This window comes from Vibrio aestuarianus (assembly GCF_028858425.1).
GTDB lineage: Bacteria > Pseudomonadota > Gammaproteobacteria > Enterobacterales > Vibrionaceae > Vibrio > Vibrio aestuarianus.
The window spans coordinates 2,900,699-2,925,724 of sequence record NZ_JAKNYQ010000001.1; the positions used below are offsets into that span (position 1 = coordinate 2,900,699).

20 protein-coding genes and 1 tRNA gene are annotated in these 25,026 nt (G+C 41.9%); 10 read left to right on the top strand and 11 right to left on the bottom strand.

Annotated elements, in window-relative coordinates; genetic code table 11:
• Positions 1-17: 17 nt before the first annotated feature.
• Complete coding sequence (gene plsY / locus MCT08_RS13175) at positions 18-620, top strand: glycerol-3-phosphate 1-O-acyltransferase PlsY (protein ID WP_168523359.1); 603 nt, start codon at positions 18-20, stop codon at positions 618-620.
• Between the two features lie 61 nt (positions 621-681).
• On the opposite strand, the gene MCT08_RS13180 is transcribed toward plsY, so the two are convergent.
• The gene (locus tag MCT08_RS13180; RefSeq protein WP_274678566.1) at positions 682-1,497 is read right to left on the bottom strand and encodes an alpha/beta fold hydrolase; all 816 of its coding nucleotides are present in this window, start codon (positions 1,495-1,497) and stop codon (positions 682-684) included.
• A gap of 185 nt (positions 1,498-1,682) precedes the next feature.
• Entirely contained in the window at positions 1,683-2,699 is a 1,017-nt protein-coding gene (tsaD, locus tag MCT08_RS13185; RefSeq protein ID WP_274676930.1) for a tRNA (adenosine(37)-N6)-threonylcarbamoyltransferase complex transferase subunit TsaD, read from the bottom strand.
• A 240-nt stretch (positions 2,700-2,939) separates the two neighbouring features.
• Here tsaD and rpsU point away from each other — a divergent pair, with 240 nt between their 5' ends.
• The 5 genes from rpsU (at position 2,940) to MCT08_RS13210 (ending at position 7,655) form a co-directional block, all read left to right on the top strand.
• Positions 2,940-3,155 (top strand): 30S ribosomal protein S21, encoded by a 216-nt coding sequence (rpsU, locus tag MCT08_RS13190; RefSeq protein ID WP_004396009.1) that lies wholly within the window; start codon positions 2,940-2,942, stop codon positions 3,153-3,155.
• 29 nt (positions 3,156-3,184) lie between these two features.
• A complete protein-coding gene (locus tag MCT08_RS13195) occupies positions 3,185-3,628 on the top strand; it encodes a GatB/YqeY domain-containing protein (RefSeq protein WP_053311377.1) in 444 nt (147 codons plus the stop codon).
• Between the two features lie 95 nt (positions 3,629-3,723).
• Positions 3,724-5,478: a DNA primase gene (gene dnaG, locus MCT08_RS13200; RefSeq protein WP_168523363.1), complete on the top strand. Its 1,755-nt coding sequence runs from the start codon at positions 3,724-3,726 to the stop codon at positions 5,476-5,478.
• 98 nt (positions 5,479-5,576) lie between these two features.
• Positions 5,577-7,436, top strand: coding sequence for an RNA polymerase sigma factor RpoD (gene rpoD, locus MCT08_RS13205; protein WP_172532060.1), 1,860 nt, complete (start codon positions 5,577-5,579; stop codon positions 7,434-7,436).
• Between the two features lie 143 nt (positions 7,437-7,579).
• A tRNA-Ile gene (locus MCT08_RS13210) sits at positions 7,580-7,655 on the top strand.
• Positions 7,656-8,532: 877 nt separating this feature from the next.
• Here the strand turns inward: MCT08_RS13210 and MCT08_RS13215 are convergent.
• From MCT08_RS13215 to MCT08_RS13235, 5 genes are all read right to left on the bottom strand, one after another.
• Positions 8,533-9,939 (bottom strand): DUF3987 domain-containing protein, encoded by a 1,407-nt coding sequence (locus MCT08_RS13215; protein WP_274678567.1) that lies wholly within the window; start codon positions 9,937-9,939, stop codon positions 8,533-8,535.
• A 186-nt stretch (positions 9,940-10,125) separates the two neighbouring features.
• The gene (locus MCT08_RS13220) at positions 10,126-10,557 is read right to left on the bottom strand and encodes a hypothetical protein (RefSeq protein WP_274678568.1); all 432 of its coding nucleotides are present in this window, start codon (positions 10,555-10,557) and stop codon (positions 10,126-10,128) included.
• A complete protein-coding gene (locus tag MCT08_RS13225) occupies positions 10,557-10,769 on the bottom strand; it encodes a helix-turn-helix transcriptional regulator (RefSeq protein WP_274678569.1) in 213 nt (70 codons plus the stop codon). Before MCT08_RS13225 ends, MCT08_RS13220 begins: the two co-directional genes overlap by 1 nt.
• A gap of 80 nt (positions 10,770-10,849) precedes the next feature.
• Positions 10,850-11,503, bottom strand: a complete 654-nt coding sequence (locus tag MCT08_RS13230; protein WP_274678571.1) for a hypothetical protein — start codon at positions 11,501-11,503, stop codon at positions 10,850-10,852.
• Positions 11,500-12,795, bottom strand: a complete 1,296-nt coding sequence (locus MCT08_RS13235; RefSeq protein WP_274678573.1) for a tyrosine-type recombinase/integrase — start codon at positions 12,793-12,795, stop codon at positions 11,500-11,502. Before MCT08_RS13235 ends, MCT08_RS13230 begins: the two co-directional genes overlap by 4 nt.
• A 584-nt stretch (positions 12,796-13,379) precedes the next feature.
• Between MCT08_RS13235 and MCT08_RS13240 the strand changes: the two genes are divergently transcribed.
• From MCT08_RS13240 to ltrA, 4 genes are all read left to right on the top strand, one after another.
• The gene (locus MCT08_RS13240; RefSeq protein WP_274678575.1) at positions 13,380-13,715 is read left to right on the top strand and encodes a helix-turn-helix domain-containing protein; all 336 of its coding nucleotides are present in this window, start codon (positions 13,380-13,382) and stop codon (positions 13,713-13,715) included.
• A gap of 187 nt (positions 13,716-13,902) precedes the next feature.
• Positions 13,903-15,600 carry an ATP-dependent nuclease gene (locus tag MCT08_RS13245; RefSeq protein WP_274678577.1) on the top strand — a complete coding sequence of 566 codons (1,698 nt, stop codon included), beginning with the start codon at positions 13,903-13,905 and terminating at the stop codon, positions 15,598-15,600.
• Complete coding sequence (locus tag MCT08_RS13250; protein WP_274678578.1) at positions 15,597-16,973, top strand: UvrD-helicase domain-containing protein; 1,377 nt, start codon at positions 15,597-15,599, stop codon at positions 16,971-16,973. Before MCT08_RS13245 ends, MCT08_RS13250 begins: the two co-directional genes overlap by 4 nt.
• Positions 16,974-17,662: 689 nt before the next feature.
• Positions 17,663-19,135 carry a group II intron reverse transcriptase/maturase gene (gene ltrA / locus MCT08_RS13255; protein ID WP_274678579.1) on the top strand — a complete coding sequence of 491 codons (1,473 nt, stop codon included), beginning with the start codon at positions 17,663-17,665 and terminating at the stop codon, positions 19,133-19,135.
• 424 nt (positions 19,136-19,559) lie between these two features.
• Here ltrA and MCT08_RS13260 read toward each other — a convergent pair whose 3' ends face one another.
• The 4 genes from MCT08_RS13260 to MCT08_RS13275 form a co-directional block, all read right to left on the bottom strand.
• Positions 19,560-20,147: a TIR domain-containing protein gene (locus MCT08_RS13260; RefSeq protein ID WP_274678580.1), complete on the bottom strand. Its 588-nt coding sequence runs from the start codon at positions 20,145-20,147 to the stop codon at positions 19,560-19,562.
• 4 nt (positions 20,148-20,151) lie between these two features.
• Positions 20,152-21,525 (bottom strand): SIR2 family protein, encoded by a 1,374-nt coding sequence (locus MCT08_RS13265; protein WP_274678581.1) that lies wholly within the window; start codon positions 21,523-21,525, stop codon positions 20,152-20,154.
• Between the two features lie 528 nt (positions 21,526-22,053).
• On the bottom strand, positions 22,054-23,886 hold the full coding sequence (gene glmS, locus MCT08_RS13270; RefSeq protein WP_053311383.1) for a glutamine--fructose-6-phosphate transaminase (isomerizing): 1,833 nt from the start codon (positions 23,884-23,886) through the stop codon (positions 22,054-22,056).
• Between the two features lie 82 nt (positions 23,887-23,968).
• On the bottom strand, positions 23,969-24,730 hold the full coding sequence (locus MCT08_RS13275) for a DeoR/GlpR family DNA-binding transcription regulator (protein ID WP_053311384.1): 762 nt from the start codon (positions 24,728-24,730) through the stop codon (positions 23,969-23,971).
• Positions 24,731-25,026 lie beyond the last annotated feature (296 nt).

The following is a 25,026-nucleotide window of genomic DNA, read 5'->3' on the forward strand; positions in this document are numbered from 1 at the left end:
ACAGCGCAGAGGCATTTATGACTCCATTGGCACTAAGTATGATCATCTTCGCCTATTTATTAGGGTCGATCTCTAGTGCTGTGTTGATCTGTCGTGTTTTACGCCTATCAGACCCAAGAGATGTTGGCTCAAACAACCCTGGTGCCACTAATGTGTTACGTATTGGGGGGAAAAAAGCAGCGATTGCCGTTTTGCTCTTTGACATGTTAAAAGGCACTATTCCTGTTTGGGTTGGCTACTATCTTGGCATTGATCCGATTCTATTAGGCCTAGTTGCCATCACCGCTTGTCTTGGTCATATGTACCCGATCTTCTTCCATTTCAAAGGAGGAAAAGGCGTTGCGACTGCGTTAGGAGCCATTGCTCCAATTGGTTTGGACCTTACTGGGCTCATCATGCTTACTTGGGTCGTCGTTGCACTGCTGTTTCGCTATTCATCTCTCGCCGCTTTGGTCACTGTGCTACTGACCCCTTTTTATACTTGGTTGATCAAACCACAATACACACTTCCCGTTGCTATGCTGTGCTGTTTAATTGTGTTTCGTCATCACCAAAATATTAAACGCCTTTTTACGGGTACGGAACCCAAATTCGGCGAGAAAAAATCGCTCGAATCGTGAATGAGCGATCAAAAATAAGGCCTCTTTCGAGACCTTACCTAAGATGAAGTGAGCTTAGCGGCTATTGATAGACGTTAGCTAAAAACTTGTGCAAAATATCCGTTACATATTCAGGCTGTTCCAAACTACTAATATGTCCGGCACTCGGGATGATCTCCAATTGACTACCTGTAATACAATCCTTCATTAAAAAGGATTCAAGCACTGGTCGTGGAATATCTTCAGCCCCGACAGCAATCAACACAGGTAATGCGAATTTCTCAACCTCTTCAATCATGTCACGGCGACCAAAGATCATTCTACCAATACGTGCCACTTCCACCGCTTGCTGGCCTGATAGGCCGATTAAATACTGCTTAAAAGCGGTGATTAGTTGAGGCGATTGTGTCGCAGCTTCTTTTGCAAAAAACATCGGCACGACAACCTCAGCGATAGGTTCAGGAACTGACTGAGCGGTGCTAATCGCATCCAGCATGGCAAAATATTTTTTGTGGGTCACTTCTGGTTCTAAGCCAACAAAAGTATCCATCATCACCAAAGATTTAACACGCGCTGGTGCTAAAGCTGTCAACTCAGTTCCCCACATGCCACCCACAGATAAACCAATAACAGAAAACTGTTCTATGTGTAGGTGATCCATAAGATCGAGAATATGCTGCGCATAATCTTTAAGTGTTGTCATCGATTGTGGCGCGAAATCAGACTGACCATGTGCCCATAGTTCAGGCACAATACAACGATAATGTTGGCTCAATATCTCAACTTGTGGTGCCCACATGGCGCTATCCCACAAGTAACTATGTCCAAAAACAAGAACCTCACCTTCCCCACTATCGAGGTAACACATATTTTGGCCATCAACGGCAAATGTTTTCATGAGAACTATCCATTTAATATCGTAATTGGCGACTTTATCATTGATAAGCCCAATAACAGCTCTGAGCAGAATTTAAGAATCTACTAATTAACTTAATGATAAATAAAAGAAACGGCTGCTAATAAAGCAACCGTTATAAAGAAGTTAAAGCGCACTATATCCAAACCACTTGAAGGGTATAAACACTAAGCAATTGGTTTTAGCTGATCAATCGGCCAACGCGGTGTGGCTTGTACTGCTAAGTCCACCACTTCACCATTTTTCAGACGCTGCATACCAGCATACGCAATCATTGCACCGTTATCGGTACAAAACTCAGTTCGAGGATAATACACCTCACCACCGATTTTATTAGCCAGCGTGGCTAACGATTCACGCAACTGTTTGTTTGCACTCACACCCCCCGCAATAACAATACGCTTCATGCCAGTCTGCTCTAATGCACGGCGACATTTGATCACCAAAGTTTCGCACACAGCTTCTTGGAATGCATAAGCGATGTCCGCTCGAGTCTGCTCATCGTTATCATTTGACGCGATAGTATTGGCCGTAAACGTTTTAAGACCAGAAAAACTCATATCCAAACCAGGGCGATCAGTCATTGGACGTGGGAATTTAAAACGGCCTGGGGTGCCTTTTTCTGCCAAGCGAGCAAGCAGCGGACCACCAGGGTAATCAAGGCCCATTAATTTAGCGGTTTTATCAAACGCTTCGCCTGCCGCATCATCAATCGACTCACCAAGAATTTTGTATTCCCCAATCCCCTTAACTTCCACCATCATTGAATGGCCACCAGAAACGAGAACGGCAACAAATGGAAATGGAGGCGGGTTATCTTCCAACATCGGCGCTAAAAGATGCCCTTCCATATGATGGACAGGCACAGCCGGCACATTCCACGCATACGCTAAACTACGGCCAATCGTCGCGCCAACTAACAAAGCTCCGACCAAACCAGGGCCTGCGGTATAAGCAACGCCATCAATGTCGGCAGGTGTCAAATTCGCTTCTGCCATCGCAGCTTTAATTAGCGGAATTGTTTTCTTTACATGGTCGCGAGAAGCAAGCTCTGGCACCACACCACCGTAATCAGCATGCAATTTTACTTGGCTATACAGCTTGTGGGAAAGCAACCCTTTCTCATCGTCATAAATGGCGATGCCAGTCTCGTCACACGAGGTTTCAATACCAATAATGCGCATATTTTTCTCAGCACGCTTTCATCAACAATTGGAAATGGCCGCCATGTTACCTTGCCTTGGCTTCGTAAACAAATTTTGTACAGACTATAATCGACAAAAGGCTTTACAAAGCCATTGCGATCGGATTAAAATTCCGCACCATTTTTGATCAAGCTGATTACAGGGCAAGCCGACAAGAAATCTTGTGGTTTAGGTCTCAAAATATCAGCATTAACGAATAACCCCTGAGGTGAAAGGCATATGCCAATAGTTAAAGTACGTGAAAACGAACCGTTCGATGTTGCATTACGTCGTTTCAAGCGCTCTTGCGAAAAAGCAGGTATCCTTTCTGAAGTGCGTCGTCGTGAGCACTATGAAAAACCAACTACCGTTCGCAAACGCGCTAAAGCAGCAGCTCAAAAGCGTCACGCTAAGAAGCTAGCTCGCGAAAACGCACGTCGCGTTCGCCTGTACTAATAACCCTTTTCCACTAAGGAATAAGAGTTATGGCTCTGATTGATATTCTCAAAGAAGAGCAAAAATTAGCGATGAAAGCCAAGGATAAAATACGCCTTGGCACTATTCGTTTAGCCCTATCAGCAATTAAACAGCGTGAAGTCGACGAACAGATAACTCTGAACGATGACGATATTCTTGCCGTGCTGGTTAAAATGGTTAAACAACGTCGCGACTCTGTCGCTCAATATGAAGCTGCAAATCGTCAAGATCTCGCAGATGCTGAGCAAGCAGAAATTACTATCCTTGAGGCGTTTATGCCTCAACCACTGAGCGATGATGAAGTTTCTGCATTGATTGACAATGCAATGACAGAATCTGGCGCAGTTGGCATGCAAGACATGGGGAAAGTAATGGCTGTCTTGAAACCGCAAATTCAAGGGCGTGCAGATATGGGTAAAGTCAGCGGATTAGTTCGAACTAAACTCGCTTAAATGCCCGCATCAAATTGCATCAAGCCGTGCTATCCTCTGGAACGCACGGCTTGTTTGTATCTAATCATTCGTTTTGGTCTTTTCTTTTAGGTTTTATGGCAGGACACATCCCTCGCAGTTTTATTGATGATCTCCTCGCTCGACTTGATATTGTCGACATCATAGACGCACGTGTGAAACTTAAGAAAAAAGGCAAGAACTACGGTGCATGTTGCCCATTCCATAATGAAAAAACGCCCTCATTTAGTGTAAGCCAAGAAAAGCAGTTCTATCACTGCTTTGGTTGTGGTGTGCATGGTAATGCCATTGATTTCATGATGGAGTATGAACGCCTAGAATTCGTTGATGCCATTGAAGAGCTCGCCTCGTTTGTTGGCCTTGATGTGCCCCGAGAACAACGCAGTGGCGGTGGGTTTTCATCGGCCCCCAAAGCCAATAGCGAAGAAAAACGTACCCTTTATGATTTGATGGGCAGCATTGCGCAGTTTTATCGCAATCAACTTAAAGTGGCAGCCAACCGCCATGCTATCGACTATTTGAAAGATCGAGGACTCTCAGGAGAAATCGTTCAGAAATTTGGTATCGGCTTTATTGCTGATGAATGGGATTTGGTTCGTAAAAACTTCGGCCAACAGCGTGATGCTCAAGAGATGCTCGTGACTGGCGGCATGCTGATCGAAAACGACAAAGGCAATCGTTATGATCGCTTTCGTGGCCGAGTAATGTTCCCCATCCGCGACCGCCGTGGGCGTGTAATTGGCTTTGGTGGACGAGTAATAGGTGACGGAACACCTAAGTATCTCAACTCTCCTGAAACGCCCATTTTCCACAAAGGAAAAGAGTTGTATGGCTTATATGAAGTCATGCAAGCCTACCGTGAACCGCCTCAAATATTGGTCGTCGAAGGTTATATGGATGTGGTAGCACTCGCACAGTATGGTGTTGATTATTCAGTAGCCTCACTGGGTACTTCGACCACCGGTGATCACATCCAGCTATTATTTCGCCAAACCAATACTGTGGTGTGTTGCTATGATGGTGACCGAGCTGGTCGAGAAGCCGCGTGGCGAGCCTTAGAAAATGCTCTTCAGTATTTAAAAACCGGCAATACACTCAAATTTCTATTTTTGCCTGATGGTGAAGACCCTGATAGCTATGTTCGTAAATATGGCAAGGCTGCCTTCGAACAACAAATTGAACAAGCGACACCGTTGTCTAGCTATCTATTTGATAATCTAATCGAAATTCATAAACTCAATTTAGGTAACAACGAAGGTAAATCAGCACTTCGTGCTCATGCTAGCGCCTTGATAAATAAGATCCCTGACCCTTATTTTCAAGAGTTACTTGAGAAGTTGCTTGATGAACGCACAGGCTTCGATAATCACCTTAGACAGCGACGTCAAAAAAGAGCAGAAACTAGACCACAGCCACACAAAGAGCTAAAACGAACACCAATGCGTGAAGTGATCGCTTTGCTTATTCAAAATCCAAGCTATGCTGATATGGTACCTGACCTTTCAAGTGTCAAAACCCTTCCCATACCCGGGATAAGTTTATTGATAGAAGTACTTGAGAATTGTCAAGAGTACCCCAATATTACAACAGGCCAACTGCTTGAGCACTGGCGTAATAGTAAACATGAGGCCCTTCTGTCTCGTCTTGCTAGTTGGGAAATCCCTCTCGTTGAAGACAATCAAGAAGAACTATTTTTAGATTCATTGGACAAAATTCTTGCTCAGTGCATCGAAAAACAAATTGAAAACCTGCAGGCCAAAGAAAGAAGCGTCGGTTTATCAACCGAGGAAAGACGGGAGCTGCTAGCACTCATGCTAGATTTAAAAGCGTAACCCAGTTTAAATAGTCAGCAATGAATAAATTTGTTAGTATATGTGGTTTGCATTTCGCATACTAATTCCTTCACCAGATATGAAGTTGGATACCGTCTATGGATCAAAATCCGCAGTCACAGCTAAAACTACTTGTTATTAAAGGCAAAGAGCAAGGCTATCTGACCTACGCCGAAGTAAATGACCATCTACCTGCAGAAATTGTAGATTCTGAACAGGTAGAAGATATCATTCAGATGATCAACGACATGGGTATCAAGGTAGTAGAAACTGCCCCAGATGCTGATGATCTTGCTCTTAATGATGACAACGCAATCACCGATGAAGATGCGGCAGAAGCTGCTGCAGCTGCATTATCCAGTGTAGAAAGCGAAATTGGTCGTACTACAGACCCAGTACGCATGTACATGCGTGAAATGGGTACCGTAGAACTGCTGACTCGCGAAGGTGAAATCGATATCGCAAAACGCATTGAAGATGGTATTAACCAAGTTCAAAGTGCGGTTGCTGAATATCCAGGCACCATTCCATACATCCTAGAACAATTTGATAAAGTTCAAGCTGAAGAACTTCGCTTAACGGATCTTATTTCTGGTTTCGTTGATCCAGACGATGACGGAACCAGCGCACCGACAGCAACGCATATCGGTTCGGAACTTGCTGAGTCTGATCTTGCTGATGAAGATGACGACGAAGATGAAGACGACGAAGATAAAGATGATAGTGAAGAGGAAGAAGTAGACACAGGTATTGATCCTGAACTTGCTTTAGAAAAATTCACTGAGCTACGCAACACCTATCAAAATCTTCAGCTAGCGAAAAACGAACACGGAAACGATAGCGCGAAAGCCGCTCAAGCAACAGAGCTAATGCTCGATATCTTCCGTGAATTCCGTTTAACGCCAAAGCAATTTGACTATTTAGTCAATGAACTACGTAAGTCAATGGAACGTGTGCGTACTCAAGAACGCTTGATCATGAAGCATACGGTTGAATATGGCAAAATGCCGAAGAAATCGTTTGTTGCGCTATTTACCGGTAATGAGTCGAGCGATGCATGGTTTGATGAAGTATTAGCTTCAGACAAACCTTACGCCGACAAAATTAAACAAAATGAAGAAGATATTCGCCGTTCAATCCAAAAATTGCGCATCATCGAACAAGAAACTTCTTTAACGGTTCAAAGCATTAAAGATATTAGCCGTCGCATGTCAATCGGTGAAGCGAAAGCTCGTCGTGCGAAGAAAGAGATGGTTGAAGCTAACTTACGTCTGGTTATTTCGATCGCGAAAAAATACACCAACCGTGGTTTACAGTTCTTGGATCTTATTCAAGAAGGTAACATCGGCTTGATGAAAGCGGTTGATAAATTTGAATACCGTCGTGGTTACAAGTTTTCAACTTATGCGACATGGTGGATCCGTCAGGCAATCACTCGTTCAATTGCAGACCAAGCGCGTACCATTCGTATTCCAGTTCACATGATCGAAACGATCAACAAGCTGAATCGAATTTCACGTCAAATGCTGCAAGAAATGGGACGTGAGCCTCTGCCAGAAGAATTAGCAGAACGCATGCAAATGCCTGAAGATAAAATTCGTAAAGTACTGAAAATCGCTAAAGAGCCAATCTCGATGGAGACACCAATTGGTGACGATGAAGATTCGCATCTAGGTGACTTTATTGAGGATACAACGCTTGAACTGCCTCTTGACTCAGCGACAGCAACAAGTCTAAGAGCAGCAACTCATGATGTTCTTGCAGGTTTAACCCCTCGTGAAGCAAAAGTACTGCGTATGCGCTTTGGTATTGACATGAATACTGACCACACTCTTGAAGAGGTGGGCAAACAGTTCGATGTAACACGTGAACGTATCCGTCAGATCGAAGCAAAAGCATTGCGTAAACTTCGTCATCCAAGCCGCTCGGAAACACTGCGCAGCTTCTTAGACGAGTAAGCAGAGCATTTAGAATACAAAAGGTGAGCATGGGCTCACCTTTTTTGTATAAAATGGTTTAAGTGGATAAAAACTAAGCGCATTTACCCTACTTTGCGGGTAGACACTCCGAAATGCATCCCCTATAATCGTTCACCTAATTTGGCCCCTTAGCTCAGTGGTTAGAGCACTCGACTCATAATCGATTGGTCCCCAGTTCAAGTCTGGGAGGGGCCACCATATTTTACAAGGGTTGGGACGATAGTAGTCACTAACCTTTTTTTATACCTCTTAAAATTTAGTCAAACAGTTAGTCAAACAACGACAAACTACCCACCAGCTTCGCGCATTAGAAAATGTCACTTCATTACTATGTGACTTCCAATTATTCAAAGTTACCCCCCCCTTATGACTTCCGGAAACTCAAGCTTATATCTTGTTTCGTCTTACTGGTTCGCATTGTTAGAGTCCATAAAAAGAGCGCATAAGCGCCCCTGTTGAATGGTTTCTGTTGCTGGTGGGAATGTTCGACCAGTTGCCTAAACGATCTTATAAGCTATTCTAGACGCTCTCACGCTGGCGATTGCTTTCTGCTTTGCGTATCGGTAAATATCGCCCTTTCGCTCTATGGGGATATGCTCCAAATTAGGGTAAATCTGTTCCCAAAATTCAGCCAGTGCCGTTTCTACGTATGCTATCGGTTCTATTGAGTTTTGCTTATCCGCCATAATTTACCGCCTTGTGTGTGCTACGTAGCCGCAAAAAATCATAAAAGCACCTTAGAGGGAAAAGCAATTTCTTACTGTCACTAAGGTGTCACTCTTAGGTCGCCCAACTGACACAAGTAAAGCATTTAAAATCAATACCTTAAGTAAAAAGTGTCAGTTTTGTCACTTCTGTCACTATGATGGAAAGTGAGAGATAAAAGTGAGAACCACACAAGGGAAAGGAAAAGAATAAAAAGAGAAAGAAAAAAACTGACATTATTGACACTTTCTTCTCTATCCTATGCGCTGCAAGGCTTTCGCGCTGTCAGTTAACTGACACCCCATTGACACTATTGACACCACTAAATAAAAAACCGCCTATTATCAGGCGGCTTATCGTAACACTAATGTTAAATTGCTTTTATCACTGCCTCAGCAAGTGTAGCGCTTGGTTTATTGGTGATACTTAATAACTCACGTTCACTTAATTTTTCTATTGTTTCCTTAACTGCTTGAGCATCTCTAGAGCTTCGCCCTTTTGTGAAGCACTTTCTTCTAGACAACGCATTGATAACCGTTGAACCGATAACCCTAGGTTTGGCTTTAACGTATTCTAAAACGGCTTTTTCTCGTTCGCTAAATGCCTGTATAGCTGATTCCTTAATCAGACCTCTTAAGTGCAATATATACATATCCACTATTGCCATTGCTTCCGCAACTCGATCATCATGTACCAATAAACCATCTTGGGTATTGCTCAAGTGCAAACAGGTGGATATTTTCATCACATAAATGTCGTACTTGCCAATAAGCCCCCTTAATAACGTGCTGGCATGTTCTCCATCATTGGCAATTGTGGGCTCTAACTCATTGCGCCTATATTGTATTTTTTCCCACGCTCGCACACTCAGAGATAACGAAAGTAAATCAAAATAGTCTCGATTAGGTATTTTCCGATATAGCGCCACCAGCGCATTGTGATAGTCATTAACTATCTGTTCGTCCATCTTATGGTATTGAGTGTGGTCTCGTTCACCCAATAAGGTTCCCTCAGCCCACAATATAAAGCGCTCAACAACTCCGCTAGTATCCGATGCTTTCAATAGGTTTTCTATCATACCATCCTGCGCAATCGCGGTAATGGAGCCTACAACGTACCCCCTGTAACTCTCGCGTCCTTTGCGTTTTGAGCTGTGCCATTCACCGTTCCAGCCTTTCAATACTAAATCACGGTTAGATACGCCTTTACTATCACTGTATGAGATCCCCATTAGTGTATTGATAGCTCCCTGCTCTGCGCTCGCTATTGAGTAATAGCCGTTAGTATTTACTAAGCACATATCTAGCGCTTCTGGTGTTGTATCGGTCACAAACTCAAATAGTCCGTTCAGTTTTTGTTGTATTGGTTTTAGTTCAGCCTTTAACGCTTTTTGCTGTTCCTTGTCACTCGCGCTGTCAATCTGTGCCTGTTTTTTATCCAACTCAGTACAAATAGCAGATCTATCAGCTCTTACTGCTTGGATGATAGGTTTTTGTGCTTCCGACAATACTCGACTCTTAGCGGCTGCTGGTGGCTGTTCACCACAAAAGTTAATACTAAGAGGCTGGCCGCCCCCATGCTCGTAATCAACCTTATAAACCCGACAAGCTACAGAACTAAAAATACTAAGCACCGTTAAAAATGTTGTATTGCGAGGCATTTTCGCGCTCTTTGCTAATTCACTAGAAAAGCGCGCAATACCAGTATCAGGGCATAAGTTAATTAGGTCTGAACAAGTTTCCATAAATTGATCAATTCCTTTTATGTCTGTACTCATTGCTCGCCCTCGCTCAACACTCTCTTTGCGGCTGTAAGGAATCGAAGCTTTGCAGTAATAGACTCATAGATCCGTTTCGAATTTTCGGATAGTTCTTTTGGTTTTTTATGTTCCATAGGATAGAATCTCTATTGGGCTACTAGTCGTCCCGACCAAGTTCAGACTAATAGCCCTTTCAAGGTTAAACTATGCGCCTTGCTTTTGCTGGGCGCGTTGGTTTTTTAAGGCTTCTAGTTCATCGTTAGCCGCTTCTAACTCGGCATAAGCGATAGGCGTTCGACCTGCTCCGTTTATTGCTTCAGTTAAGCTATACTTTTTAAGTTCCTTGCGCCTTTCTGCCCTCGCCAAGGCATCGAGATAGCGATCACCCGATAAATGCCTTGGATCTAAATAACGGCTTTCAATAACTCCGTTTTCTCTAACTTCAACAAAGCGCCAATATTGAAATCTATCACCTCTCAAGCGTTGTAAGTGACTACGGTAATTGCGCCCGAACTCATCGCACAGCCTTTGCTCTAGAATGGTTTCACCTGTCATAAACAGATCAAGCATTCTTCGGCATGGTGAGCCAATTTTAGGGATCGCCTTTTGTGGAATTTCTGAATAAAGAGGGTTCATTATTTGCCCCCTTGAAAGCTGGCTAGGATTTCTTCAACCGTACTAGCGCGATAACCGATAGCACGCCCGTTAACCATTAAAGGGCGTTCTATAATTTTTTCTTTCGAATGCCAACGCCACAGTGTCTTAACTGAACGGTTAAGGATTTGTGCAACCTCTGCCATTGGAATGACTCGGTCAAATTGATGTGATTGGTTTGGTGTGTTGTTCATATGTCCTCCCGTTAGGTAATTTGAACTAACGTTAAGACAATAAGGCCAAATGGGAGGACAAACAGAGCGTATGTCCTAAGTCATTTTGTCTTTTTTATGAACCTTTTGGCTACATGAATGACGCTATAGGGGTCACCATTACCTTTAATCGGTAACTTAGGCAATATCCTTTCGGCTACCTGTGTCTTATTAAGGTGTGGAAATTCAGCCCAAATACCATCTGCCAATCGTTGAGCAATATCTTTAGTAACGTTAGCGCTTATAGTTTTAGCTTCATTTCCTTTTTTTGTTCCATTACTACTTGCGACACCTTTAACAATCTGATCTTCATAGTGACCAACGCCCAAAAAGTAAGCCGTATTTGCTAACTTAGCTAAATTAAGTAACTCTGTTCGACAACTATCCAAGCCGCTTAGCTGTTCTACAGAACTTAGCTGAAGCAACATTTCTTTTGCGAACAAACAAACTCTTGGGTCAATATCAGAGATATGAAGCGTTTTAACTGCAAAAATATCCCCCTGCAACGTCTCTTGATATTCCGTATCGTTCAATTTCCCGTAATACTTGAGCAAATCAGCAGCCAGTTCTCTAAAGTCACCTATGTAATTATTTAATGTGTCACTCCTCCCTTGTCCTTTTAAAATAAAACTACCATCCGTGACAATGTCTATTTTTTTTATAATAAAACCACCATCCATGCCATTTTTACGCTTACTTCTTTTCCAATCACTCATCTAACCACCTCACCAAATACCACAACGTTATCAACTGCCTGTAAATTCAATTTCTGTTCCCAAGCCTCTAGTGCCCTGCGTTTTTCTGGTAGGTATTCGTAACGGTCGTAATGCTTGGAGGCCACATCATTCAGCGCATGGTTTTGTAAACGGTCGCGAATATCTTTGCTGATCCCTAGCTCACCCATTAACGTTTTACACGTTCTGCGCAAGTCTCTAGGCGTAAACGGTTTGATCTGCGGTGTAGCGGTGCGGTAACGCTCAATACCTTGTGAGAGTGAATCTAGGCGGATATGCTCACCAGAATGTAAACGGTGCGGAAAAATAAACTCGCTGTCATTATTGAAACGCTGCCTTTCCAATATCGCCATTGCGCTATCGGTTAACGGTAGCAAGTGAGGCCGCTTGTTTTTGGATATATCAGGCGTGATAAGTAGCGTTTTTTGCTGCCAGTCAATCGCTTCCCATTTTGAGGCTGCCAGTTCATAGGGTCTTTGCCCACCAGTAAAAAGGCACAATAAAATCAGGTGACGGATAGATTCGCCCATTTTAAAGCGCTGGTATTCATTGTTGAGATCATCAATTAACATCATGACCTCACCCATTTTTAGGTAATGCTCCCCGACTCGTTCAGCGTCTTTTTGTTTTGGGATACCTGCCACGGGATTAATATCTAGCCCAAATGTAGCTTCATCAATGTAGTTTGCCGGATCGTTATCATGAGTTAGACCATAGTTAAACGCTGCCATTAGATAGCTTCGAACTCGGTTTGATTGGGTTTTAGCGCCTCGCCTTATCATGGCTGCGAGAACAAACTTAACATCTTCTTTGGTTACATCTTTTGCTTTTGTTGCTGGTGGGATATGGGGATAGACTTCCTTTTCCAGTGAAGCAAGAACAGCTTTGTGAGTTCGCTTGCCGTCTTTTTCCATCTGCGCTACGTAGGCATCAAATAACTGTTTAAGGCTACCTTTGCGTGATTCTTCCCTTTTAGCTTGCTGTTGAGCTTTTTGCTGTGCTTCCAAGTAGTCCTTGGGATCGATACCCTGTAGCAATAAATCGCCTAATTCCTTTTGTTTGCTTCGCGCATCATTGAGCGTTAGTTCTGGAAATTGCCCCAACGGAATAAAGCTGGCTTTACGGTTGGTGAAATAGCGAAACACAAACCGCTTACTACCTTTTGGTGTAACCTGTACGCCTAACTTGCCTGTTCCGCGCTCCTGATTACTGTCCCATTCATAGTAAGGTTTTTCTTTGGGTTTGAGTCCCTTTATTGCGCTCGCTGTTAGCATCCTATACCCCTGTATAACCACTGTACGTTGTTTGACTATAAAATTTTTTAGTCAAACACTTAGTCAAACAGTAGTGTACCTGAACGGGATAACGTGAGAAAAGATGAAATCACAAACCAAGCATAAGGCATTGAATAACAATAAAAATAAACTAATATGAGAACGTGCAAGATACTATAGAAATGAGCCTAATCACGACTCATAATCGATTGGTCCCCAGTTCAAGTCTGGGAGGGGCCACCAAATTCTTGAAGGTTAGTAAGCGTAGTGTTTACTAACCTTTTTTTGTACCTAACGATTTTGGGTCAGGTAAGCCCCGATCACGCACTCTTCTCTGTCTTCTTCCAATACTAATCCGAATACTACGCTGTTGCCAAATGTGCCCTTCTGGCTAATAAATATCTCTCATAGAGAACAAAGAGAACAAAGAGAACAAAGAGAGGTATTAAACTCGCAAACCAACCATAAGTAACTTAAATTGCACTTATAGATGATTTCTTATACAGCCACCACAAAAGTGAATGATAGTGAACTTATATGTTAAGACGAACCCAATAGCGACAAAAGTACATTAAAAGGCACTTATGAAAAAAGGCAAGATGGTAAAGGCACAACCTATGCCTGATTTGAATACCGAGTTCAGTATGGAAACGCTAGGGAGCGCCATTCGCGCAAAGCGCACCGATAGAGGCTGGCGTATTGATGATCTCGCTTCAAAAGCCAATTTATCTAGTAGAACAGTCATGAAGGTAGAAAAAGGCGATACTAGTGTCACCTTTGCCAATGTACTCGTCCTCATGGATATTGTAGGACTGTCGTTACGCCTTATCGACTTAAACCTATTTGTTCGTCCACATAGCCAAATAACCTCCCAAGATGAAAACAGCGTGAGAAGCAATGAGGACGGCTGGTATGAGTAAGTTACAACAGTTAGTGTAATGGTTAATGCAGGGGCTATAGTAAACAATTTATAAATTATTTTTGAACATTTGTGAGTTACGTGCGTTCACACTTAGGCATCAACAAGTAGTAGGAAGAATACAATAACCACATAACCTGTAGTACATTAGCAGCATATGCGCTTGTATGCTTTTTAGGGAAATTCCTATGTACATCAGAAAGGTAACGATTAACAACTACCGTAGTTTCCGCACTTTCGAAGCTATACTTCAACAACTGACAGTTGTTATTGGTGAAAACGATACTGGTAAGACGAACTTTTTCACCGCACTTTCGTTACCGTTAAGCGGCAACCTAATAGACTTCAACCAGAAGCGTTTGAGTGTTTCTGATATCAACAAAGATTCCGTTATTGATTTTCTAACGTCCGTTGTCAATGATGACACCGAAGAGAATCAGCTTAAAAAGATCCCTAAAGTATCAGTAACCGTAGAGTTCGCTGATCCGAAAGATGCTTATGAAACAGCACTGTTAGCTAAGTGGATTGTTGCAGATGGAGATAAAGAAACTTACAAAATCAGATACGACTTTAAGCCTAAAGACGACAAAGATTTGCTTGAGGTCGTGAAGAAATCGCTCGCTGGTAAGACTTTAGATGATATTAACTGGTTTACTCTACCCGTTGAGCTATACGACTACCAAGTCGTTTCTGTGAACAATGAAAAGCCTATCGCATACAGTGACTTAAAACACGTCAGTCTCCATAGCATCAATGCAGAGCGAGATGACTTCTCTGAAAGCAGTTCAATGAAGTCCAATAGCATTTTCACCAAACTGCTTATGAACACTCTCAACGATGACGACAAAGGTCAGATCAATACCGCCTACTCTGAGTTTTTTAGTGCTATTGAAAAGACTGAAACATTCGACAAAGTCATTGGAACTAATGACGATTTTGAGAATTACGACAGTATTATCAAACAGCTGGAGTGCACTCCTAACCTGCCTAACTTGAAGAACATCTTATCGAATATCACTTTGAAATACGGGAATGAATTTCTGTACCAAAAAGGCTTAGGACAACGAAATCTTATCTACATACTCATCCTGTTTGCTTACTACAAGTCATGTGGTGATACATTCAACTTGTGCTGTATAGAAGAACCAGAAGCACACTTGAGCGTTAACAACCTTCGTTTAGTAAGAGACTTCATTGAGAAAAGCTCAAGCAACAGTGGCTCGCTTGTACAAACTATCATTTCGACCCATAACCCATCGATCATCAACAAGCTAAAGATCTCTAATGTGTTGGCGTTTACTGGCGAGAAAGCAATTAGTCTGTCTGATACTCCAACTAAGCTAGTTGACTACCTAAGAAAGAGACCTAACTTCGACATTTTAAAGCTGCTGTTTACGAACAAAGTCATTCTCGTAGAGGGTCCGACTGAAGAAATGCTAATCAGCACTTATCTGTCTAAACAACCAGCCCTCAACGACATTGATATTATTCCAATTGGTCAACGTGGTTACGCCACTTTCTTAGATATATGGCTAGCCTTGAACAAAGATAACCAGAACAAGAAAATTGGTGTTGTCCGTGATTATGACAATTCAGATGCGGCTAAAGCCAAACATGATGCCTATGACACAGCGCATGCGAATATCACTGTAAGAACAACAACAAACTACACACTTGAAATTGATTTAGTAGAAGCAGAAGACAACCTAGCTTTACTAAATGGTTTATTCGAAATGAAAGGCGACCTCGACGCAGTATCCAAACACATGATTAATGGTAAGACAGCAAGAATGCTTGATGTATGTGATGCGATGGTTGATGAAGAGAATCCACTGGATATCAAGTTACCAGCTCACATCGCTGAGGTTATCGAGGCTGTATCATGATAGAAGTACAGATTGCTGGTGCAGGTGCTGGAAAAACTTATGGCTTAGCAAAGACTTTGATAGAGCACATCGAAGCTTGTACTAGTCACAAAAAGACATTTGCACTGACGTACACAAACTCTGCAACAGCGAAGATAGAGCAAGAGATAATCAAACAACATGGCTTTATTCCGTCGAATCTCTGTATACAGACCGTACATAGCTTCTTGTTAAACGAAATCATCTACCCATTCTCGTCATTCACTCTCGGAGATGTGTATAACGACGCATCAATAATGATGTTACCGAGCGATGCTAGATTCAAAAACTGGCACTTAAAGCGATTAAAAGATAAAAACATCATTCATGCCGAGAGCGTCTACAACATCGCTAAACAAATTGTTGATGAAACCACCAGCAAGCACAACAACAGAGCGAATAAAGATAAAGTCCGCAGACTTTTGGCTATTCTAGGAAGCTGTTTTGACAAGATATTCATCGACGAAGTCCAAGACTTAGATAAAGATGCACTTCGCTTTTTCGAAGTTCTAGGCAGCAACGATATTGACATATACATGATCGGAGATCCAAAACAAGCAATCAAGTTTCCTCAAGATCTTGATGCTTTCGTTCAAAAATTAGCTCAAAAAAAATACGCGACCATACTACCGATCAACAATCAAACTAGGCGAGTCCCCAGAGAGATACTAACTGTCTCAAACAGCTTCTGTTATGAAAATCAGCAACAAGAGTCACTATCAGAAATGGTTGGTGAACTCATGTACATTGAATCGACGGACGGGCGATATGACGATCTACTAACGAACTACTTAGATACAAAACAACTTGTTTGTATCGACAAAAAGAATGGTCGCTATACAACTTCATCTAAACATAAACACTCATTCCCACGAGAGATCGAGGAAATGATTCGTGATTCTAACCACAAGAAAGACAAAGCTTTGTTTGTTAAAGCAGCTTTTTCTGACTTTATGGACGATGCGATCAATGAAGATAATAGGAAAGCCATAAGTAAACTCATTGCTCGGCATTCATTGGCTCTTAATAAACAGCACTTCGCCCAATTACATGAGCTATGCAATTCATGCACTAAAAATGATGTTCAATTCAAAGTCCAAAGTATCGAATCTATCAAGGGATTGGATGCTGATGTGTGTGTAATCATACTTAGCCCTAATACCCTGAAATACTTAACTCAAAATGGTATTAGCAAAGCAAATCGATTTAATAAAGAATGGAAAAAAATCTATGTCGCTCTAACTCGTGCCAAAAAGAGGCTGGTGTTAGCTTTAGATCACGATTTACTCGCTAAAGAAGATATGGCGGCTGTTAGGGATTCCATAGGTGAACTGGGATTCGTTACTCATAACTAGTATGCATATGTCCACAAACACCCATGGAGTCTAATAGAGGTCAGACTCAAAAATGTGTGATATCTAGTGACCCTGTAAATAATTCTCTTTGACACTGGTTGCAACTCATTTTGGGGCGTGCGACGTGAGGTCGTATGAAGCGCTGTTCACCGCTTAATGTGTGAACCATCTGTATCACCAGATGAACCTAGGACTCTGAATAAAGTAGCGAGTCTGACAATGTAACGAAGGCTGGTCATGCACCAGTCGGGATCTAAATCGCGAGAGAACGATCCTCCTGATAACCACAATCGGGTGAGTGCTAGGTAGTCAGCATGATGAACATAAGTGAATCCGCATAAGGTGCGTTATATGATGAATCAGCGGAAGTGGTTAATACGCTGTGGCCAAAAGGCATGAGAGTCGGAAAGAGATTGCCCCGTGCTCTTTCGTGATCGTTGAACTCTCCGCACTATAGCGGGCATCTACACTGACATTGCGCGACATACGGAACACGGTAAGCCTGTATCACTCCCTCTGGGAAAGCCTTCGTGGCCGATAGTGATGCAGGTATAGGAGGTTGGAAAAAGCGAAGGCTGCATTGTAACGATGCAGATACAGATTCATATCTGATCACGAAAGTGGGCTGACTTCCGACTGGTCTTCCGTTGCAAGAGAATTTGAAGAACTTTATTCAAGGAGAAACGCAAATGATGATTTCAAAAGAGATTAGTGCCTCTCCTGACAGTGCTCAATGGCAATCCACCAATTGGAAAGACGTTGAATCTCATGTTTTAAAGCTTCAGATGCGTATTGCAAAGGCAACACGAGAAGGTAAACACAGCAAAGCGAAAGCGTTGCAGTGGATACTGACTCACTCGCGTTCGGCAAAACTTCTTGCTGTTAAGCGGGTATCACAAAACAAAGGCAGTAAAACGCCTGGAATTGATGGCGTTATCTGGAATACAGATACGCGCCGCATGAAAGCGGTCAATCAATTGAGCAGAAAAGCTTATCAAGCCAAACCGCTCAAGCGTATCTACATCCCCAAGAAAAATGGCAAGCTCAGACCACTGGGTATCCCCTGCATGGTCGATAGAGCGCAGCAAGCGCTTCATCTTCTTGCTCTGGAGCCTGTATCAGAAACACTTGCCGGCCCTAACAGCTATGGATTTAGACCAAACCGCAGCACTGCCGATGCAGTCGCACAGTGCTTCAAGTGTCTGGCATTAAAGAAATCAGCTCAATGGGTTCTTGAGGGAGACATCAAAGCCTGTTTCGACAAGATCGGACATCAATGGCTTATGGACAACATTGCCGTAGATAAACGTATGTTGGAACAATGGCTAAAGTCTGGTTTTATAGACAAAGGGTTGTTCTATCGCACTGACGAGGGAACACCACAAGGTGGGGTCATATCTCCGACCTTGATGCTTATGACTCTTGCAGGGCTTGAGCAACGCATAAAGTCTACTGCACTAAAAAAGGGTGCTAGAGCCAACTTTATTGGATACGCCGACGATTTCGTCGTCACCTGTGCTTCAAAGGAAGTGCTGGAGAACGATATTAAACCGTTGATTGCTGATTTCTTAGCAGAAAGAGGCTTAACACTCTCCGAAGAGAAAACGCACATTACCCATATCAGCCGTGGTTTTGACTTCTTAGGCTTTAATCATAGGAAGTACAAAGGGAAATTGCTCATTAAACCGAGCAAATCCAACACACTGCTGTTCTTGAGTAACTTGCGTGAACTCATCAAAAAGCACGCAACTATCCCCGTTAACGATTTAATCAAGTTGGTAAATCCGAAACTCAGGGGCTGGTCGAATTACTATCGACACTGTGTAGCTAAACAGGTATTCGGATATGTAGGTCACAAGCTATTCCATGCGTTATGGCACTGGGCTAAAAGGCGTCATCCAACAAAGTCTAGAACTTGGGTCGCTCTTAAATACTTCATCAACCGTCAAGGTCAATGGCAATTTCACGGTTGGCAGAAGATCATGAATATGGATTGTCAGTTCAATCTGTTTCAAATAGCCAAAGTGCCGATAGAGAGACATGTGAAAATCAGGAGTGCCGCTACACCTTTTGATCCTCAACACCAAGAATACTTGGCAAAGAGAAAGTCAAAGAGGCAAAGTCGCAACTCTTGGCATGAGCCTGCTCTCACTGCTTTGTAAGTTGCTGGGTGCCAACTGGTGCCTTCGTGAAGGCTTGAGCCTAGTGCGGTGAAAGTTGCACGCTGGGTTCTTAGAGGGGCGACACTTGGTAACAGGTGTCGTCTACTCGACATTTTTGATTTAGAAATGACAGCGTACCGATGAGAACGCTGCCATTTTAGTATGAGACTTCATTACTCCCATACAACTGTGGGAGGAGAATAAAGTTTCATACTAAAAATCATTTGAAATCCCATTCTATAATGGGCATCCATTTTCAGTTTAAAAATAAAGTATCATAATATATTCACACCGCATTACAGTAGTTATTTAAAACCAAGTAATAAAGTATCATACTAGGCGTATCCAATAAAGATACGCCTAGTAACTTATGCTGTTAACAAGTAGATAGATAATGAACATAGGCAGTAGGAGGTATCTGAAATCAACCTACCCAGTTGGAAAAGTTTTGATAACCACTATCATCGACCCAGCAATAAACACTATAAAAATGGCTAAGATTGTATCCATTACCTCGCATTTCTTGTTTAATAGGGGTATCCAATTGATAAGAGGCAGATCCATCAATCTTGTCATATTTAATCCATTCCCCATTGATTTTTTCCCATAATGTTACCGTTTTACCAGAATCGGAAAAAGTAACGCCAACATACTCAAATGGGTTTGGACCTTTCTTTTTTGTTTCCTGAGATTTACTTTTTATAGAGTTAATATGCACACCAAATAAATGGTTTCCTTTTTTAAAACTTTTTAAAACCTCATATCTGACCCATGGTCTTAAGTAAGTACCAGAACCTATTAAAACGCATGTATTAGATGTTTGTTTTAATCCATTATTAATTAACCTTTTCAGTGCTATATCACCTTGTTTCTTTGCTTCTTCCCAAATGGATGCATCATAATAACCACATATCTCTCTATCGGGTTTAGTCAACCAATGATTTCTCACGACGTTTGCTCTAAAGTCTATAACATCATTGTAGTGAAAACTAAAAAAAACACGTTTTGCCATAATTTTATTCCTTTGATATTAAATCGAGAAAGTGAAGTATTTTGGAAATCAAGTGCTCAGGTTTTTCCACCTCTTCTCCAAGATCATCCAAGGCCTGAATAAATTCATCGGATATTAGTTCAAAATAATAATCTGGATGAGACTTGACACGATCCCATATTTCTTTTGCTTTATACCCGCTACAACCTATAGGTACAATTTGTAATCCAAGCTCTCGAGCTATATCGAACTCTTCTTCCATTCCATCAGCATTAACAATTTCATTATTAACAAACTTATTTCCCATGAAAAATAATGCAATGCCAGAAGAACCAATGATTTCTCGTCTATACTTAGTCCAAGTGCTTTTTCTTAAATTAGCATCGTCTATAAATTGTGGGAAAGGCTTCATATTTAAGTAATCACTAACTTTTCCGTTGTGATAACTGTACACTGATTGGATTGCCCCAGTTATAAACGCATTACCTATACCCAAGCCGATACCAGAAGATATTTTATAATTCCTTTCTACTAAAATAGCACCAAGTTTACACAAAAAGCTTTCTACATCTTCTTTTGCCCACTTCCCAAAATCACTTGCACTCCCTGATAAGAAAATAGTTCGTCTTCGATACAAGTTATCAATTCTTTTCAAGATTACCGTTATCTCAGAATAATTATCAACCAAAAGTGTTTTAACTCTAAATCTTTGAAGATCTCTTATTAGCAAATTTTGTTTAACTAATGCATTTTTTAATTCATCCTCATTAGGATAATCTGATTTGCTGCACTTTTTAAAAATACAGTAATGCTGTCTTAGATGATCTTCAAAATAAGCTCTAACTCGACTCATAATGTAATCTAAATTTGGATCAGTAAAACTAAACCCTAAAAACAAAAACGTTTTTGAGACAAGATCTCCAGAGAGTGCAGTTATATAAGGAGCTTTTCTGACTGAGTATTTTTCATAGTCATCTTTAGTTAATACAGCTGTATCCGGATGATCAATATCCCCATGCATTTTATAGACGACTGCATCACGCTTTTTCTTAGTTAGTGACAAATGGTTGTTACTATATTTTACATCAACAATTTTTCCATTTTCTTCTAGCGATTTCTCTATAAGTTTATCGTAATTAGTTGTCCAGTATGTGCTAATTGGCAAGCTTGAAAGTATCCGGTGATTTTCGGTAGGGCTTTTCGCAGATGCAATTTCATCCATAAGTTGTTGGCTAATACGATATCGGCCATTTTCATTAAAATAATACTGAGCGATACCAACTAAATCATGTTCTTGATCGACATCCAACTGTAACTCTTTGGCCAAAGGACGAATTAGTTCTTTCCAGTTAACATATCCAGCAGAAGAAGATAAACCTGCTCCAGCAAAAATTGCCACGTTATTTTCTTCAAGTTCCTCAACTGTTATATTTATTGTATTCAAAAAGAAGGAATAACTTGGTCAGTATCGTACCTGAACTCTCAAGCTCAAAGTAACAGATAGATTGAATACCCCTTCAAGTATCTACACTCACCTCCTTTCTAATTCAATAATATTCACCTTGATCACATTCGGAGGCCTCTGGCCTCCATTTTTTCCCAATTTCAACCATCTAACTAGAGGCACAAAAATAGGCCAATGGAAGAACTGACATCATAATTAAAAGTCAAATTGTAGTGGATTAGCAAATTTGGGCGCAAAGTCCGACCTTCAACGTGAGGAAAAGTAAACCAAACACAGATGTTTGAAATCAGGTCCAATCTAGCCACAACAAACTTCGGGGCATTTTCGATTTAGAAATGGCAGCGTATCGACTGCGCTAGCTGCCATTTTAGTATGATACTTTAATACTTAGTATGAATCTTTATTACTTGGTATGAGACTTTATTACTCTCTCACAACAACCCATATCATTCGTACAGAGTATTACTCAACCGTTACCGCTTTCGCTAGGTTACGCGGTTGATCCACGTCGGTCCCTTTGATTAATGCAACGTGATAAGAAAGTAGCTGCATTGGTATGGTGTAATAGATAGGTGCTGTGATATCACTGACATGCGGCATGGTGATGATTTTCATGTTTTCATCACCTTCAAAGCCTGCTTTTTCGTCAGCAAAGACATACAACAAGCCACCACGTGCGCGAACTTCTTCCACGTTTGATTTTAGTTTTTCAAGCAGTTCATTATTCGGTGCAACAACGACTACTGGCATGTCTGCGTCAATTAATGCTAACGGGCCATGTTTCAATTCACCGGCCGCATAGGCTTCTGCGTGAATGTACGAAATCTCTTTCAGTTTTAACGAAGCTTCCATCGCAATCGGGTAGAATTCACCGCGACCTAAGAATAGCGTGTGGTGCTTGTCGGCAAAATCTGTCGCTAACGCTTCAATTTCTTTATCAAATGACAAGGCTTGTTCAATTTGAGCTGGCAATGCATGCAATGCTTCTACTATCTCTGCTTCTTTTTCACGGCCAATCACACCTTTTTGTTTGCCAAGTGCGGTAACCATCATTAATAAAGCGGCTAATTGAGTAGTAAAGGCTTTGGTTGATGCAACACCGATCTCGGTGCCAGCACGAGTCATGAAGGCAAAATCAGACTCACGAACCAAGGATGAACCCGCGACGTTACAGACTGTCATGGCTGCCATGTAACCTTTTTCTTTCGCTAGACGTAATGCAGCCAGAGTATCGGCCGTTTCACCAGATTGAGAAAGGGTAATTAACAAACTGTTTGGACGAGTCACAAACTTACGGTAACGGAACTCTGATGCAATCTCAACATCACAACTTACGCCAGCAAGTGATTCAAACCAATAACGAGCCGCCATGCCAGAGTTATAAGATGTCCCACATGCGATGATCTGCACGTGTTCCACTTTGTTGAGAATTTCTTCAGCATTGACACCAATGGCGTTAGTAATAACAGAATCAGCTGAAATGCGCCCTTCCATCGTATTGATCAGCGCTGTTGGCTGCTCAAAGATCTCTTTTTGCATGAAGTGACGATATTTGCCTTTATCACCAGCATCATGTTCAGCATTAGACTGTGTTTCTTCACGCTCTACTGGGTTGCCATTGGTATCAAAAATAGCGACTTCACGACGAGTGATTTCAGCAACATCACCTTCTTCAAGGTATATAAAGCGACGAGTTACGCTTAAAAGCGCCAATTGATCAGAAGCTAAGAAGTTTTCACCAACCCCTAAGCCAATTACGATAGGGCTACCTGAACGCGCGACAACAATACGGCTCGGATCTTTACGATCAACCACGACCGTACCATAAGCACCACTTAGTTGCTTAGCCGTTTTTTGCAGCGCTTCACGCAAAGAAGAAGAACTACGAAGCTCCCACTCCACTAGGTGTGCAATGACTTCTGTATCAGTTTGAGATTCGAATACGTAGCCACGTTCACGTAACATTTCACGTAATTGTTCATAGTTTTCAATAATGCCGTTATGCACAACAGCGATGTCGCCCGACATGTGTGGATGGGCGTTAGCCTCAGAAGGTTCACCGTGTGTCGCCCAACGAGTATGTGCAATACCAGTACCACCAACAACGTTTTGTTTTTCAACGGCATCAGCAAGCTCTTGAACTTTGCCTAAACGACGTACGCGAGTGAGGTTACTTTCACTATCAACAACGGCAACACCAGCAGAGTCATAGCCTCGGTATTCTAAACGACGCAGTCCTTCAACTAGAATTTCTGCCACATCTCGTTGTGCTACTGCACCGACGATTCCACACATAAGGTTTCACTCCATTTTAGATTTATGTTTCATCCCTAAAGCCGCAAGCGAAAGGCTTAACTTAGAGACGTTTAATACGTTGTTAAGCGCGAATAACTCGAACTTGATGAGATTCAATCAGCGCAGCCTTTTCGTCGCTCAGTTCATTATCAGTAACCAGAACGTTGATGTGTTCCCATGCCAGCTCTAGATTAGGAATTTTGCGTCCAACCTTGTCAGATTCAATCATGACAATCACTTCACGGGAAACTTCAGCCATCACTTTGCTCAGCCCCACTAATTCATTGAATGTGGTGGTGCCGCGATCTAGGTCGATACCATCGGCACCAATAAAGAGTTGATCAAAATCGTAAGAGCGCAAGACTGACTCGGCGACCTTTCCTTGAAAAGATTCGGAATGAGCATCCCAAGTCCCGCCGGTCATTAATAATGTAGGTTCACTTTCTAATTCGTTCAGAGCATTCGCCACATTTAATGAGTTGGTCATCACTACCAGACCACGTTTTTCATTCAACTGCTGAATTAATGCCGCTGTAGTGCTACCACAATCGATCACGATGCGGTTATGGTCACGGATCAGCTTTGCAGCGGCTCTTGCTAGCTTTAACTTTCGGTTCGAAACTTTAGGGCTAAATTCATCACTCACCACTTCTTTAGGCAAAGCGATGGCACCGCCATAGCGACGCAGCAACTGACCATTTTTTTCAAGAGAAGCCAAATCCTTTCTAATCGTCACCTCTGAGGTTTCAAATTGACCGGATAGAGCCTCAACACTGACTTCACCTTGTTCATTCACTAAGTTAGCGATGGTGTGTCTTCTAAGCTGTGTGTTTCGTTTCGACATGTTTATTTATTTTCAATATTACGAACCGAAACAAATAATATCCGAAACGAAACTTTATTGTCTATTTATTTCGAACCAAAAAATTAATAATTCACACTAAAACCTTGTCCTAAGACAATTCTTAGACAGTGATATTGAACTCATTAGGTGGTAGAATTCGCGCCGAAAAGAAAAAAAATTACAGAATTGACCGTTATTTTTTTGCAACTTACTGGGTTTAGGCTAAATAAGTGGCAGAATTACGACACAAAATCCGCAACAGTTGGTCATAAAATGACTAAACTGTTGAAAGACTT

Excerpts from the sequence above, each read along its gene's own strand:
- MCT08_RS13215 (WP_274678567.1), bottom strand. The coding sequence starts at position 9,939 with ATGAGTACAGACATAAAAGGAATTGATCAATTTATGGAAACTTGTTCA.
- MCT08_RS13220 (WP_274678568.1), bottom strand. The coding sequence starts at position 10,557 with ATGAACCCTCTTTATTCAGAAATTCCACAAAAGGCGATCCCTAAAATT.
- MCT08_RS13230 (WP_274678571.1), bottom strand. The coding sequence starts at position 11,503 with ATGAGTGATTGGAAAAGAAGTAAGCGTAAAAATGGCATGGATGGTGGT.
- MCT08_RS13260 (WP_274678580.1), bottom strand. The coding sequence starts at position 20,147 with ATGGCAAAACGTGTTTTTTTTAGTTTTCACTACAATGATGTTATAGAC.
- ltrA (WP_274678579.1), top strand. The coding sequence starts at position 17,663 with ATGATGATTTCAAAAGAGATTAGTGCCTCTCCTGACAGTGCTCAATGG.
- dnaG (WP_168523363.1), top strand. The coding sequence starts at position 3,724 with ATGGCAGGACACATCCCTCGCAGTTTTATTGATGATCTCCTCGCTCGA.
- MCT08_RS13195 (WP_053311377.1), top strand. The coding sequence starts at position 3,185 with ATGGCTCTGATTGATATTCTCAAAGAAGAGCAAAAATTAGCGATGAAA.
- glmS (WP_053311383.1), bottom strand. The coding sequence starts at position 23,886 with ATGTGTGGAATCGTCGGTGCAGTAGCACAACGAGATGTGGCAGAAATT.
- tsaD (WP_274676930.1), bottom strand. The coding sequence starts at position 2,699 with ATGCGCATTATTGGTATTGAAACCTCGTGTGACGAGACTGGCATCGCC.
- MCT08_RS13225 (WP_274678569.1), bottom strand. The coding sequence starts at position 10,769 with ATGAACAACACACCAAACCAATCACATCAATTTGACCGAGTCATTCCA.
- MCT08_RS13245 (WP_274678577.1), top strand. The coding sequence starts at position 13,903 with ATGTACATCAGAAAGGTAACGATTAACAACTACCGTAGTTTCCGCACT.
- MCT08_RS13240 (WP_274678575.1), top strand. The coding sequence starts at position 13,380 with ATGAAAAAAGGCAAGATGGTAAAGGCACAACCTATGCCTGATTTGAAT.
- MCT08_RS13180 (WP_274678566.1), bottom strand. The coding sequence starts at position 1,497 with ATGAAAACATTTGCCGTTGATGGCCAAAATATGTGTTACCTCGATAGT.
- MCT08_RS13275 (WP_053311384.1), bottom strand. The coding sequence starts at position 24,730 with ATGTCGAAACGAAACACACAGCTTAGAAGACACACCATCGCTAACTTA.
- MCT08_RS13250 (WP_274678578.1), top strand. The coding sequence starts at position 15,597 with ATGATAGAAGTACAGATTGCTGGTGCAGGTGCTGGAAAAACTTATGGC.
- MCT08_RS13235 (WP_274678573.1), bottom strand. The coding sequence starts at position 12,795 with ATGCTAACAGCGAGCGCAATAAAGGGACTCAAACCCAAAGAAAAACCT.
- rpoD (WP_172532060.1), top strand. The coding sequence starts at position 5,577 with ATGGATCAAAATCCGCAGTCACAGCTAAAACTACTTGTTATTAAAGGC.
- plsY (WP_168523359.1), top strand. The coding sequence starts at position 18 with ATGACTCCATTGGCACTAAGTATGATCATCTTCGCCTATTTATTAGGG.
- rpsU (WP_004396009.1), top strand. The coding sequence starts at position 2,940 with ATGCCAATAGTTAAAGTACGTGAAAACGAACCGTTCGATGTTGCATTA.